Source organism: Dictyobacter halimunensis (genome assembly GCF_036245075.1).
In genome coordinates this window covers 4,919,085-4,933,950 of sequence record NZ_BSRI01000002.1, presented here as the reverse complement: position 1 = coordinate 4,933,950, position 14,866 = coordinate 4,919,085, and the positions used below count along the sequence as shown (strand labels likewise).

The window sequence follows — 14,866 nt, the reverse complement described above, 5'->3', positions numbered from 1 at the left end:
CGCGCCGGGGAACGAGGCCGCTGCGCGGCAGGTCCGGGCAAGCCGGGCACCTACGACGCGACGATCTCGTTCCATTTGGCTCACACGTCCTCTACATTGAATGTATTGGAGGCAGGGTAAGCTCAACAAGAGGTTGGGTTAATGGCTCCGCAGCGGGTTCAGAGGCGGCGATGAACTGGATAGTCCGGGCGCGGGTGACGCTCTGCAGGTCGCTGCTGGCCGCATACAGGATGGGCAGGTCGGCGGCAGAGGCCATGATACGCAGCGATTCCAGCGTGCCGCCGACGGAGATGCCGTGTTCGGCCTTCTGGCGACGGACCGAGCGCAGGATCTCAAGCAGAAGCTGACCATCGCGCTCGGCCTGCGGATCGAGCCAGTCGGCGGGTGCAGTGGGCCAGGCGGAGGTATGGATCGAGGCGGCACCGTCCCATGGCTGGAAGAGTCCCAGGTAGAGCTCTTCCGTGATGAAAGGCAGGTAGGGCGCGAGCAGCTTGAGGACGCCCAGCAGAGCATGGTATAGCGTCCACTGCGCGGCCCGGCGCCCATCCCCTTCATCTTGATACAGGCGCGACTTGACCAACTCCAGGTAGTTATCGCAGAGGTCAGACCAGAATAAGCGCTCGACCTCCATACGCGCGGCCGCGTAATCGCCCTGTTCAAGCTCACGGGTGGCGAAGGTGATCGTCTGCGCCAGGCGCGCGAGCAGCCAGCGATCGGTGGGTAGCATCCCCGCCGGTATGGTGGTCAGCGTGGAGGCGTCCAGGTCGTGCAGGCGACCCTCGGCGAAGCGGCAGGCGTTCCACAGCTTGGTGACCAGGCGACGACCGGTCGCGATCAACTCGGGGCTGAACGGCGTGTCCTGTCCTGTCTTGACCGAGGTGGCCCAGTAGCGCAGGGCGTCGGCCGATTCCTGCTCGATGACCGTCGTCGGGTCGAGCGACCCATTGCCTTTGGACTTCGAGACCTTGGTGCGCTCGCTCGACAGGCCATGGCCGGAGAGCATGATCTCTTTCCAAGGGGCCGCGTCGCAGTGGTAGAGCGCCTTAACGATGGTATAGAAAGCCCAGGTGCGAATAATATCGTGTGCCTGCGCCCGCAGGCTGGCCGGGAAGTGCTGTCGGAACCAGTCAGGGTCGTCCAGCCAGAGTCCGATGAGCAGCGGCGTGCACGACGAGGTGGCCCAGGTATCCATGACATCCATCTCGGGCTCAAAGTCCGTGGCGCCGCAGCGGCAGGCATGGCCGGGAGCCGTCAGGCGTGGATCGATCGGCAGTTCATCCTGATCGGCCAGCAGTAGTTCCCCGCAGGCCCGACAGGTCCAGGCCGGGAAAGGAACGCCCAGGAAACGCTGGCGCGAGATGCACCAGTCCCACTGCAGGTTCTCGACCCAGTGCTCGTAGCGGATGCGCATGTATTCAGGATTCCAGCGGATCTGGCGGCCGATCTCGATCAGGCGCTCCTTCTGGTCCAGGACGCGAATGAACCACTGCCGCGTCTGCAGGTACTCGACGGGAGTGCCGCAGCGCTCATGAATGCCGATAGTGTGCTCGATCGTTTCCTGGTGCAGGATCAAGCCCTGCTCGGCCAGGCTCTGCAAGATGAGCTTACGGGCGGCCGCCGTGGGCAGTCCCGCCAGCGGACCGGCCAGGGCCGTCATGCGTCCGGAGCGATCGATGGCCGCGCGCAGCGGCAGCTGATGGGTGCGCCACCAGCGAACATCGGTCGAGTCGCCGAAGGTACAGCACATGACCGCGCCGCTCCCCTTGTCGGGATCGACCAGATCATCGGCCAGGATAGGAACCTCGATCATCTCTTGCTGAGAAAAAGCTGCGCTGGCGATGCGCGCCGATGAGCCCAGCAGGTGCGCATAGCGCTGATCCTGTGGATGGACGAAGATGGCGACGCAGGCGGGCAGGAGCTCGGGCCGCGTCGTGGCGATCGGCAAGGTCTGACCGTCTGGCAGATGGAAGGCAAAGGTCGTAAACAGCGTCGGCAGCGTCTGATCATCCTGTTCGGCCTGCGCGATGGCCGTCTGGCACTCGGGGCACCACAGCGTCGGCGCGACCTGGTCATAGGCGCGACCGGCCCGGTAAAGCTGGATAAACGAGGCCTGCGAAGTGCGCTGCGCCTCGGGCGACAAGGTCGAGTAGCGATAGTTCCAATCGACGCTCAGGCTCAGGCGGCGCAACAGCGATTCAAAGCCATCCTCGGTCTCCCGCGTCAGACGCCGGCACTGCGCCAGAAACTCGGCGCGCTCCATCTCGGTCGCCTTACGCTTGATTGTCTTCTCAACAAAGCGCTCGGTTGGCAGGCCGTTATCGTCAAAGCCCATAGGATAGAGGACGCGGCGGCCGCGCATACGCTGGAAGCGCGCGATAACGTCGGTCTGGGTATAAGAAAAGCAGTGTCCAATGTGGAGGGCCCCCGAAACAGTAGGAGGAGGCGTGTCGATGGTATAGATCGGGCCTGATCCGGCTAGATCAAAGGCGTAGGTATTGGCATCCGCCCACAGGCGGGCCAGCCGCGGCTCGGCATCGCGGAACTGATAACGGTTGGGCAACATATGGTAGTACTCCTTTTTTGTACTAACAAAAAACGTTGCCACATCTCAAGGACGAGGGCAACGCAACTCGTGGTACCACCTTGTTTTGACAACCGACTCGCCCAACCCGGCCATAGTCGGCTATCCTCAAACAGCGCTAACGGGCATCCCCGGAGCATCTTAACGCTGATCCCCTGGGGAATCAGTTCAGATACTCGACTTCCGAGCCACGTTCAAGAGGCGTGATCGAAGGAGGCTCGCACCCGGTGACCTCCACTCTCTGGCGAATCGTTTCTCTCTACTCCGCTCGTTCAGTGCCTTTTTATTTTTATTGTTACCTAATAATGGTAACAGGGTGGAAACGGTATTGTCAAGCTGTTTTTTGGTATGATCACAGGTGAGAACACCGAGGACATTCTACGTAGCTTTTGGGTACGCGTGCGGAGCGTTGGCGTGAAGGTACGACATGGGCCAGCGTGAATGACACGAGAAGCGGGGTCGTGGGGGAACGTGGGCTGCCGTCGCTGTCGCTGGCAGCCCGGTCGACCGTTGAAGGTCGACCCTACGTGGGCGTTCGTTTTTTAAGCGGGCGTTTCATCTCTCGATGGACGTTTCGTGTTTCTTGTTGCCTTGTCTTTTGGCAAAAAATGGATGACACCCGTTAATCAATCTGCTTCTGCCTGACAAAGCCTTGGGGGTCTTGCAGATAGGCGTCCAGCTCCGGGTCCTCTACCTCCTCCACAAAATCATCAATGACCTCGAACTGCTCCCCCAATTCCTGACGAATGGTGGCCAGAAGATTTCGGGCGGCCTGATTAAAACGGTCGCACTCTTCCTGTCGCCAGGGGCCGGGGTCAGGGGGATACTCCCAGTTCAGGGCATGATCGTGCCACGATATAAGTTCATTTACGAGCTCGATAGTCTGCGCGGAAAGGGGCAGAGCCTCTGGGATAATCGCGTAACCAAAACGCTCACGCGCCGCGTCGTTGACACTCCAGAAACACTCTGCGGCCCATTCAAACCAGTAGCGAATGATGTATTGTGCTTCAGGCTTCATTGCAGCTCCCTATTGCATGAAGAAGCGCTTTTCATCATTTTTACGCACATAGAAATTATAACATTCACCATACTTTAGTACGAAACGAGAATTTTAACGGGATGAACCATGCCATCGTACAGCTTCTGAAAGGTGGAGATTAATTCGTCTCGGGTTATTCGGAGCTCAAAGAGACGCTCCAGATCGGTTGGGCGCTGCTGTAGCGTGTGAAAATACCAGGCCGCGTGCTGGTGATAGTCCCAGCCGTCGCTTGAGCCAACGATCTGCAGTTCCTTTTCGTGGAACGCGGGGATGAGCGTGAGCGGCTCGATGTTGCCATCGGCGGTGACGCAGAGGCGTCCCTGTGGTTGTACTTTTTGCTGCAGGAGCGCGAAGGCCTGGTCGCGGCTGGAGCACTCGAAGGCGGCTGGATATACGGAGGTCTCAGCTGGCACTTCCTGTGGCCGCCAGACATTCCGGGCACCGAGCAGGCAAGCCAGAGGATGTCTTTCAGTCATGGGCTCAACAACATCAACCTGAGATACACCATAGGCGCGCAGGATGAAGAGCGTCAGCAGGCCGATGGCGCCCGCGCCGGTGATGAGGACCGCCTCCTCGGGCCTGAGTGTCAGCTTGCGCACGCCTTTGGCGGCGTCACAGGTCAGGATACTCAGAATGGCCAGCGCATCCGAAATCCCCTGCGGGACCACGATGAGGCGCTCCTGCGGCACGACCGCGTATGTCTGCTGACCATAGAAGGACACGACGCGATCGCCCGGCCGCACGCTTCGCACCGCGTCTCCGCACGCCACCACTGCGCCGATGCTCTCATAGCCCATCTTCTGCGGGTACTGGAACGCGTCGCTCGTGCGCGCATCCCCACGATACACGGGCAACTCGCTGCCGATACTGATCGCCGTCGTGCTGGTGCGCACCAGCACGTCCTGTGGACCCAAAGGGGGCAACTCTTCAGTCAGCCATGCCAGCCGAGCAGGCGCCAGCAGGCACAGGCACTCGCTCGGCTGTTCTTTGTGCATAATCATCAAGCAACCTATATTTCAAATTATCATCTGTATCTAGATGAATATATTATATTAGCCTGGGAATGGGCCGCTGCGCGAACAAGCTCAAATATCCTCAACACAATAAAATGCGCAGAGAGAAAAAGAAGCAGTACGTGCGGTGCTTGCCCCCGCTTGCTTCCTCTCCGCTCGAAAAACAGCAAGAAGAATGCGATGCATTGCATGCAACCATTCCTGATCGCTTCGAAGATGCCTTTCCTTGTGATAAGCAAGCAAGCGGGGGCAAACACCGCACGTACTGGGGTCTTTTCTCGTTTTGCATGAACTTCAATTGAACGTATTGTGGGCAAGCCTAGTTGAGGATACCCCCAGCATCTTCGCCTACGACAGGTGGAAATAGACACCGGTATGTTTGAAGCCGATATGCTGATATAAGTCGATCAATTTTTTGGATTCCTCCTCCCAGGTCAGACCCTGAGCAACGGCGGACAGGGCGTTATCGTGCAGGGTCTGCCAGCGATCGCGATCGGATATCAGGGTGTTGATAGCTCGGGCAATGCGGACAGGAGAGAAATCATCGAGGATTTGGCCGACACGGTATTGGTGAATCATTTCGGCGATAGCAGGCAGGCGCGATGAGAGGATCGGCAGGCCCGCCGCCAGGTACTCGAAGAATTTGTTGGGCAGGCAGTAACGAATGCTCAACGAGTGGAAGGGCGGCAACAGCAGCAGCCCCAGGTCGGCCGAGGAGGTCCAATCCAGCAGTTCGGCATAGGGGACCGCTGGAAGCAGCTTGACGCGATCTTCAAGCTGATCATATTGAATAAGATCACGTAGTATATCTAGCGTCTCATCGTAGCCGTCCCCCATCAGGACAATGACGATATCGGGCTTCAGGTAGGGAGCGGCGAATACCAGCGCCTCCAGTCCACGATCGGACTGTAGATTGCCTTGATAGAGAGCGATGCGCATGTGCTCAGGCAAACCCAGCTTTTGCTGCAGGCGCGTATTGCGAACACAGGCACGAGAAGGCGGGATATGACGCAATATCAGCACCGGGACGCGCCCATAGGTATAGAGCAGCAGCAGCTTATAGTCGGGGGAGCCAGTGATATAGCTATCGCAGGAGCGCGACATGTGGCGGATACAGGCGATAGCCAACCGGCGCAGACGCGGCCAGCACTGGATCGCCGGGACGGACATGGTCAGTTCCGGCGTGTCGAAGATGAGCCCTTTCTTGCGCAGGCGTGCCACCAGGTACATCGCGAGAAAGGTGTGCTCCACGTGGGCGTGATAGATATCCGCCCGCACGCCAAGCAGGCGCACGAAGCAGCGCACCATCAGGATGATGAGCTTCAATAGAAACAGCAATTTGAAGCGGACCGGAACGAACCAGCTGGCGCAATAGACATGCCGGATCTGAATTCCATCCACCCACTCGGTGGCGCGCCGCCGCTCGCAGTTGGCAACTACGTCCACAATGGTCACCTGATACCCCGCTATCCGCAGGGCACGAGCATCATTCATCACGCGATGGTTCGCACAGGCGGGTCCCAGCAGATGCATGCAGACGCGACTCCAGGGACGAAGCTTCTTCATACCTTCTCATCCTTTCACTTCACATATGAGGACATATATCGCTACAAACTATTTCCGCTTCCAACCGCTGAGCAGGCTTAACAGCCATAGCGAGAGTGCGTAACAAACGATCAGGCTAGCGGTGGTCAGCCAGTGGAAAAGCGGCTGGTCCAGCGGGAGGAGCCATTGATAGAGGACATAGTAGAGGCCACCCAGCAGCAAACCGACGGCGTACAAGGCGAGATCCAACGAGATGGGATAGAGATGCTGATTGACCATGCAGGCCAGCAGAGCCAGAAAGACATATGCCAGCAGGGTGGAGGCCGCCGCTCCCATGCTGCCAAAGGCCGGGACAAGCAGGCAGTTGCCGCCCAGGTTGATGAGCGCGGCCAGGGGGAGCAAGAGCAGATTAAAGCGCAGCTTGCCCCGCAACACAATGCCCAGGTTGAAGAATTCGAACAGGCCGAAGAACACGTTAGAGAGCGCGATGAGTGGAACGATCGGGGCCGCCAGCGTATATGACGGAGGAAAAAACAGGAGCAGAACATCATTCGCCAGCAAAGAGACGCCGAAGGCCATCACCAGCAGGACGATGCAATACCAGCGAAAGACGAGGCCGAACAGTTCGCGGGCGCGCGTCTGCCGGGCAAGGACATGCAGGGCGGAATACCAGGCCAGCGAAAAGGGAGTAATCACCAGCGGGCCCAGGATATTCCCCAGCGTATAGGCGATCGAGTAGCTGGCCGTCTGCGCCAGCGTTCCAAACGCCAGCAGGAAATAGCGATCCGCCAGCTGGAGTACCCAGACAGAGCACGAAGCAGGCAGCGTTGACATGCCATAGATCAGCAGTTGCCGAGCCAACGGCCAGCTGATGTGCCAGCGCACCCGAGAGTTGAACAAGAACAACGAGCAGAGCAGCACCCCGACATAGCCTCCACAGGCCGCCAGTAGCACACCAACATCCCCCCATTGCCAGATCCCCACGAACAGGAATGTAAGAGCAGGATTGAGGAGCAGATTGAACAACGAGACTACGACAAACAGCGCCGCCCGGCCGCAAGCGCGCAACCAGGTGAAGGCGGGCATGGTCATATTCTGCAGGAACAGCTGCAGAGCCGCCAGGCGAAGCAGCGGCACCCCATCGGCGTCATGCAGGAGCAGGCGAGAGAGTCCGGGAGCCAGGATAGCCAGTAACACGGCAACGCACAGGGAAAACGCCGCCACCAGCAGAGTCAGGGTAGTTAGCAGGGCATGACGCTCACAGGGGCCCGACACCTGCTGATGATACAGACGCACAAAGGCTGCTCCCAGACCCAGTTGTGCCAGGGGACCCAACAGCGCCAGAGTCGTCGTCAGCAGCGTCAACATACCGTAGTCCTGAGCCGACAGGTGGCGCGTCAGGAAGGGCGTTAGCAACAGCGCGCAGAGCGGTGACAGGCACGAGGCGATGGCATAGAGGCCAGAGTCGCGTAAAAACAGGCGCAGCAGCAACGACCGCATCTCGCCGGCATCCACAGATCCAGGCATGGCTCGCAGTCGCTCAAGGTCCTCCACAGCAGGGATCAACCAGGTTGGCTGCTGATCGACGACGATGCCAGCGGCTGTCAGGTCAGGGATAACCGGGTAAGCCGCCGTCGGCATATCATTGATACCCTCAGGCGCAGCCCCGATGAATAAGGTCGTCGGGTCCTTCAGCAGCGTGGCGCGCCGCGGCAGGCCACCTCGCAGTCGCCACTCCATCTCTTCTCCATCCCTCTGAGGCGATGATACATTATGCATCGACATGCTGCTCAACCTCCCGATCAAGATGTTGGACGGGACGTCCCAGACGTGGGGAAGCCAGCGCGCCCAGCAGCAACCAGCCCATCGGGGCCAGCGCGAAATGGGTCCAGCCATTGATGCTGATGCTATTGATGCTCAGCGTGATGCTGGCGGCCAGGCCAGCTCCGAGCAGTGGTCGGTCGGATACGTTCGCGCGGCGCCAGTTCGTCCAGGACTGGTTTGACACGCGCAGCAGCAACAGCATAAACAGCGCGAGCACCGGCAATCCGGCCATCGCCGCCCATTCCAGGTAGGAATCATGCGGATGGGAGAGCGGCACGAACTGCTCGGGTACACGATAGGTGCTGGACGCGAGCAGGTAGGCCTGGTGGCCGAGTCCCACCCCGAACCAGGGATGAGCCTGGATGACACGTAAAGCGGTACTCCAGGCCGCCACGCGCAGCGAGAGCTCGTTATCCCCACCAGCATGTTGCAGCTGTAAGGCCAGTTGGCCGGGAAAAAACCAGGCCAACAACGCAAACGAACAGATTGCCAGCGACAGGATAAGCAGGCGATGACGCAGAGAGCCAACCAGGTAGAGAAATGCCCCCACGCCACACAGAAACGCCAGCCAGGCACCGGTACTGTAGGTACACATCAGAGCCAGCACGAGCAGAGACAGCGCCAGAGACCAGCATAACGTCTGCCACCAGCGCGAACCGGTCACCAACAATCCCAGCGGGATAAAGGACAGCATAGCGAAGAAGGCCCCATTCCAATTGGGGTCGATAAAAAACGAACCGGCCCGGTGCGTATCGCTATCTAAAAGTTGGTAGTAGGCCACATCTGTGCGCGACAGAAAATCGTCCACCCGCGCGGACGCGAACAGGATCGTGCCGGTCACGCTCTGGAAGAGGGTATGCAGGGCCAGTGCAACAGCCAGCAAGGTAAACAGCTGGAAGAAACGACGCAGGCTGGCCGTATCGTGGCCAACCTGCAGGCCCAGCCAGTACATCAGCAACGCGCCCAGGATGTCGCTGGGATAGAAAGAGGCGGCATCATAGAGCATCAGCGATCCGCCCCGGAAGGCGGGATAGAGCGTCAACACAAGAAAGACGCCCCACATTCCCGCGCTGCGCAGCTGCGCCCAGGGATGGCGAGGGGAACGCAGCAGGTAGCATAACAGCAGGTAAGCAACGGCCAGCACGGGAACTATCAGGTGCAGACCCAGGTACCAATCCAGGTAGAGATGCAGCGCCACCAGCACGACCATCAGCAGCGCATCCAGGCGGAGCGCGGCGATCATCCCCAGCGCGAGCATTCCCATCGCCACGACAGAGGCCAGGGGACCCAGCCAGGCCAGTACACCACCAATGACCGGCAAGCTCCCCACCACCCACAGCAACCACTTCACAGAACTACATCGCCCGGCGGACAGCATAGAGGACCGCCACCCCACACAACGACTCATCCAACCTCCTGAGAAAGAACACAGTTCAGACATACAATCATCAACAACAAAGGACTCGCCAGCCATGCGCCGCACTACACGAGCATTCAGGCGCGGTGGGCTAGCGCAGCGGCACCGCGCGCGGCTGACGAACCGTGGCAGAGGCACCGGGATCGTCCTGAAGCTTTTCCACGGGACGATAGCGCGCATAGAGCGAATACGGCAGCAGACCGCCACGGCGGGGATACTTATTGACCACACAGCCGATGACGCGCGAGCCAGCCTGTACAAAACGCGACCGCATCTGCTGCAGGTGCGGCTTATGCACACGATTGAGGTCGACAACCACGATGGTTCCATCCACCTTTGTCGACAGGACGATCGACTCCGAAAGACCCAGCAGAGGAGAGGTATCAAAGATGATGATCTCCGCATCGCAACAGTCGAGAGCCTGGAAGAAACGCTTCATGGCCCGCGATTCCAATAACTCGGCGGGATTGGGTGGCAGAGGGCCGGAAGACATCACGCGTAGATTTGGAATACCCGCCGCATGGATATAGCCATCCAATGAGATCGAGCGGGGATCGACTACCGTGTGGAAGACACGCGGCGGCTGAGCATGAAAATCGGGCAGGCTGCAGGCCAGAATGGCATTGCTCAATCCGGGCTTATCAGCCGGGAGGGAGAATTGTTCATGCAGCGTGGGACAGAGCAGATCAGCATCGATCAGCAGGGTGCGCTTCCCCGCCAGGGCCATAAAGATGGCCAGGTTGGCCGCGACCGTGCTCTTCCCCTCTCCAGGAAGAGCACTGGTCACCATCAGCGAGCGCAGTGGCTTATCCACGCCAGCAAAGCCGATGCTCGAACGCAAGATGCGATAGGCCTCCTCATTAGTCGTATGGCTTCCGGGCTGGATCAGTGTGTCAGCGGTGCGCTCCAGCCAGGTAAGCGCCAGCACCGGCCAGGACAGGAGCTGCTGCACCTCCTCGCACGAGTGGACGTGCTGATCCACATGGGCCAGCAGTAGGATCAAAGCCAGACCTGACAGCAGACCAACGGCCAGCCCGGCCACAGTATTCAGCACGATATCCGGCTGAACCGGCGTGGATGCCACCTGCGCGGGCTGCACAATCAGCAGAAAACCACCGCGCTGGGCCTGCGACAGCTCCAATTGAGCCAGAGCCGACTGCCACTGATTGTAGTGCTGCTGCAGGGTCGTCAACTGCTCGGAAGATGTATCAGGCTGGCCTTTAGCGGCGGCCGAGGCGCGCTGAGCCTTGAGCGCATTGATCTGGCGCAGCGTGGAATTGATCTCTTGCTGCAACTGCTGCTGTGATGCCTGATTCTCCTGCTGCCGATCATGCTCCTGATGACGAATAAACGTCCGGGCCAGGTCATCGGCCAGCGCGGCCGCGCGATGCGCATCGCTATCCTGAACCGTGATCTCAAAGAGCTGCGTGTTGAGCTTGACGCTGGAAGAGGCCATCGTGCTCAGCTGGCTGGCCGTCAAGCCGGGATAGCGGCTGGCAACCTCCCGCACAATGGGATCGCTGACCGCCAGCTGCGCCTCGGTCTGCACCAGCTGGTTGCTCGCCAACAGATCGTTGATATCGCTTTGATTGGTACCAGAATGGATAGCGACCTGCAACAGTACGCTAGAACGATACACAGGCGTCATGCACAGGCTGACCACCAGCGCTCCCACGCCCATCAGCAATACGCATAGCAGCAGCAATGGCCAGCGGCGTACAAACATCATCCAATAGTGTCCAAAAGTCATCGCATCCTCCCCCACTCACAACACTTACATCCGCGACTCGGCCCGGCGACCAGAACGCCATACTACCTCAAGCACAGTCTGCAGCAAAATCGACACATCCAGCAGAAAAGACTGATGCTGGATATAGTAGAGATCGTACTGGAGCTTCACGGCCGCTGCCTCATATGAGCGAGCATAGGGCATCTTGACCTGAGCCCAGCCGGTCAAACCGGGCTTCACCTCCAGGCGGCAATGAAACACCGGCAACACCTGTTCCAGTTGAGAAACAAACATGGGACGCTCCGGGCGCGGTCCGATCAGGCTCATCTCCCCGCGCAGAATATTGATTACCTGTGGCAGTTCATCCAGATGGGTGGCGCGCAAGAAGCGGCCCACACGAGTTACACGGTTATCGTTCACGCCGGCCCAGGACGCTCCACGCGCTTCGGCATTCACACACATCGAGCGAAACTTCCATATGCGAAAGCTGCGGCCGCGATATCCCATGCGCTCCTGGCGATAAAATACGGGACCCGGAGAGTCCAGGCAAATGAGCAGGGAAAGCAGAGGAAACACACAGAGCAGCAGCAGCAATCCAAACACACCGGAGCAGAGATCCAGCAAACGCCGCCAGCAACGATAGAGCAGCGATCCCCGATAGTGATAGACCCGCTTCACCAGCTTCCACAGGTCAGAGTCCTGCAGCAAAAAACACTTCCCCACCATACCCTCGTAAAAATCCGCCAGAGATACGATCTGCACCCCCCGGGTCTGCGCCTCCATCAGAATCGGGTAGAAGACCAGGTCCGCATAGCAACCGGGAGAGATCACCAGAATATCTACCAGGCCAGAGGCGAGCAGGTCATGCAGAACCATGCGACCACCCAGCAAGGGCCACGCAAAGCGGCCATCATCAACACATAGCGATTCATCGACGTAGCCAAGAACGGTCATTGCGCACAGCTCGCATTGGCACAACTCGTTCAAGGCAGTGTCCGATATCGTGCTGGCACCGACGATGACGGTCAGGGGTTCAAACAGAACGAACTTGCGCAGCGAAGCATAGCAGGCGCGCCAGAGGCCAAAGGTGGGCACAAGCATACAGGCGAACGGCAACAGAATCGACAGGCCAATGAAGACGTCGCCCTGGCAAGAGAGGAGCAAAAACAGTAGCCAGCATGCCAGCATCAATCCCAGTGCGCACGCCATAGACAGTATTCCCCGGCGATCTGAGCATGTATAGAGCTGATCATACGGGCGAACTCGGTGCAAAGCAATCAACCAGGCAAGGCATCCCTGCACCTCCCAGGAAAATGGACTCCAGGTATACGAAGACGTATCAATAACTATAGGAAATGACGCCCGATTCATGGAGACCAGAAACAGAGCATACGATAGAGCAAACAAGAAGATCAGGGTATCGCCCCCGATCAGCAGCCAGCGCCAATGCCTGGCGGTCCAGCGTCGCTTACGTGGCAGCAGAATATCAGACAAAGGCATCAACAGCGAACCAGCCATCCAACAACCTCCCGAAAAAAACTGTGTTTTACGCGCTCACATAAACGATACTTTTAAGCATACCAAAAGCGGAAATCTGGCTTGTGAGTTTTTCGTGAGGTTTCTGTGAAACTTTCCAACGCAGCAAGACGTGAAAGCGAATAGATAAGTCTTTGTGCTTAGAAAGAGGTAATGTATGGCATCATTTACTCAGCAAAACGTGCATAAACACATGTCGGTCTACTCGTCCGATAACGATAAACTGGGTCATGTAGGTGATGTGTATGAAGATTCGTTTAAGGTCCATAAAGGATTTATCTTTACGCAAGATCGCTACATCCCCTATAGCGCCATCGAGCAGATCGAGGGTGATACGATCCATCTGCAGCTGACTTCAGATGAGGCCCAGGCCAAAGAATGGACCAGGCGGCCAGATTATGAAGATCACTTAGGAGATCCCACCCAGTTAATGTATGACCGTGGACATGGCGTCAGTGATCCCTTTGACGAAGAGAATCCTGATCGGTCCTAAGGCATTACTCCCCACACCACCCTACAACGGCGGCATCCGTTTTCCCCAATCAAACACCATCTACGCGCAATGCGCGGCTAACTGATGCCGCTACAGGGCTGGTTTGTTTATTGTTTGAGTATATCGAGACCCCCTCGACTCAGAGGTCATATTTAGAAATAAAGTATACTCGCTCAATCTTTTATCAAATAAATCACGCGGTACGCGAAAAAACACAGCCCGACAAACAGAATATACAGTCAGAACCTGAGACTATTTAAGGTGATCACCTGATGTTACTTGAGCACGGGATTCTCTAAAATAGAGCTAAAGATAGTACAGAATGATGGACACGTACGCGCAACACAGAGACATGCATCAAACCATGTGTATAGCGCTTGCCTGTGAGTACAAACCACGAGGCCATACGGAGTCCGACGCTGATTTTGTCGGTAAGTTTCCTCCTGAAGGGAGCGTGGAATTATGGTGATTGGAAACCCTGTCAGAGAAGACCAGAGGGACATGCGCACTACAACAGTAGAACGAACCACCCGATCTCCCCGATCCAGGCGCAAAGCCACGAAGGACCAGTCTCAGCCGGTGATAGAGCGCAACACTGAGCCTCTTGGCGAGATAGACCTGGTATTGGATGAGGAGGGTGTGAATGAGTTGCTTGAGGATGATGAGGTCGAAGGTGGAGAAGCTTTTGTTCTAGAAGAGACCGCTCCTCGCCGTAAAGGGGGCGGGATCACCGGGACAAAAAGTGCCTCGGGATCTGAAGATGCTTTTCAGAGTTATTTACGTGATATTCGCCGTCACGGTCTGATTACGCATGAAGAAGAGATAGAGTTAGCCCGCCGCGCGGCGGCCGGCGATCAGGATGCGCGCCGCATCTTGATTGAATCGAATCTGCGCCTGGTGATCGCGATCGCGCGGCGCTATACCAGTACTGGTGTGCCCCTGGTGGATTTAATCCAGGAAGGCAACATGGGGCTGATGCGCGCGGCGGAAAAATTTGATTCTGAACGCGGCTGCCACTTTGGCACCTACGCGACCTGGTGGATTCGCCAGGCGGTAAGCCGCGCGGCCGGAGAGCAGTCGCGCATGATCCACCTGCCGGAGCACGTCTCGACCCGCCTGCGCAAAGTACGGCGCGTGGCCGCCCAGCTCTCGCAGGAAAATGGCCTGGACCCGCTGCCAGAAGATATCGCGGCCGCCTGCAATATCGATGTCAATGAAGTCGCGGACCTGCTGGGCATCATCGAGCAGCCGGTCTCGTTGGATGCCCCCGTGGATGAAGAGGCCCGTTATTCCCTGGCCGATACACTGGAGGATAGCACCACGCCGGCACCGGCAGATACCGCCTCACAGCATCTGCTGGGCGAAGAGCTGCACCGGGCGCTCGCGTTCCTCACTCCCCGTGAACGCGCCGTCATCACCCTGCGCTATGGCATCGGTGATGGGAGGAGCCGCACCCTGCTCGAAGTAGGCAAAGAGCTTGGCATCTCGCGCGAACGCGTGCGCCAGCTCGAAGTCGTCGCGCTGATGAAGCTGCGCGGCATGAGCAACAGCATCTCGCTACGCGAATGCGTCTAACATATGCACTTCATGGGAACCTGTCAACAGGTTCCCTTTTTGTTGCCTGGCGTCTTTTTTCACAACTTCCTCACAGCTTTCTGACACCGCACGCGGTACTACATTCTCGACGCT

The 14,866-nt window shown here is 58.1% G+C and carries 10 protein-coding genes; 2 read left to right on the top strand and 8 right to left on the bottom strand.

The genetic code is table 11. From position 1 onward, the window contains the following. Nucleotides 1–91: 91 nt before the first annotated feature. The 8 genes from AABA21_RS34325 to AABA21_RS34290 form a co-directional block, all read right to left on the bottom strand. Nucleotides 92–2,563 carry a valine--tRNA ligase gene (locus AABA21_RS34325; protein ID WP_338257209.1) on the bottom strand — a complete coding sequence of 824 codons (2,472 nt, stop codon included), beginning with the start codon at nt 2,561–2,563 and terminating at the stop codon, nt 92–94. A 640-nt stretch (nt 2,564–3,203) separates the two neighbouring features. Next, a complete protein-coding gene (locus AABA21_RS34320) occupies nt 3,204–3,599 on the bottom strand; it encodes a hypothetical protein (RefSeq protein WP_338257208.1) in 396 nt (131 codons plus the stop codon). A 74-nt stretch (nt 3,600–3,673) separates the two neighbouring features. Then, nucleotides 3,674–4,615: a zinc-dependent alcohol dehydrogenase gene (locus AABA21_RS34315; RefSeq protein WP_338257207.1), complete on the bottom strand. Its 942-nt coding sequence runs from the start codon at nt 4,613–4,615 to the stop codon at nt 3,674–3,676. A 366-nt stretch (nt 4,616–4,981) separates the two neighbouring features. Continuing rightward, nucleotides 4,982–6,199, bottom strand: a complete 1,218-nt coding sequence (locus AABA21_RS34310; protein WP_338257206.1) for a glycosyltransferase — start codon at nt 6,197–6,199, stop codon at nt 4,982–4,984. Nucleotides 6,200–6,247: 48 nt separating this feature from the next. Then, entirely contained in the window at nt 6,248–7,957 is a 1,710-nt protein-coding gene (locus AABA21_RS34305) for a lipopolysaccharide biosynthesis protein (RefSeq protein WP_338257205.1), read from the bottom strand. Further along, on the bottom strand, nt 7,950–9,410 hold the full coding sequence (locus tag AABA21_RS34300; RefSeq protein ID WP_338257204.1) for an O-antigen ligase family protein: 1,461 nt from the start codon (nt 9,408–9,410) through the stop codon (nt 7,950–7,952). The genes AABA21_RS34305 and AABA21_RS34300 overlap by 8 nt, the downstream gene beginning before the upstream one ends. A gap of 100 nt (nt 9,411–9,510) precedes the next feature. Continuing rightward, complete coding sequence (locus AABA21_RS34295; protein ID WP_338257203.1) at nt 9,511–11,169, bottom strand: tyrosine-protein kinase domain-containing protein; 1,659 nt, start codon at nt 11,167–11,169, stop codon at nt 9,511–9,513. Nucleotides 11,170–11,193: 24 nt separating this feature from the next. Continuing rightward, nucleotides 11,194–12,666, bottom strand: a complete 1,473-nt coding sequence (locus AABA21_RS34290; RefSeq protein ID WP_338257202.1) for an exopolysaccharide biosynthesis polyprenyl glycosylphosphotransferase — start codon at nt 12,664–12,666, stop codon at nt 11,194–11,196. A 175-nt stretch (nt 12,667–12,841) separates the two neighbouring features. Between AABA21_RS34290 and AABA21_RS34285 the strand changes: the two genes are divergently transcribed. After that, the gene (locus AABA21_RS34285) at nt 12,842–13,177 is read left to right on the top strand and encodes a DUF2171 domain-containing protein (RefSeq protein WP_338257201.1); all 336 of its coding nucleotides are present in this window, start codon (nt 12,842–12,844) and stop codon (nt 13,175–13,177) included. A gap of 501 nt (nt 13,178–13,678) precedes the next feature. Further along, the gene (locus AABA21_RS34280; protein ID WP_338257200.1) at nt 13,679–14,752 is read left to right on the top strand and encodes a sigma-70 family RNA polymerase sigma factor; all 1,074 of its coding nucleotides are present in this window, start codon (nt 13,679–13,681) and stop codon (nt 14,750–14,752) included. Nucleotides 14,753–14,866 lie beyond the last annotated feature (114 nt).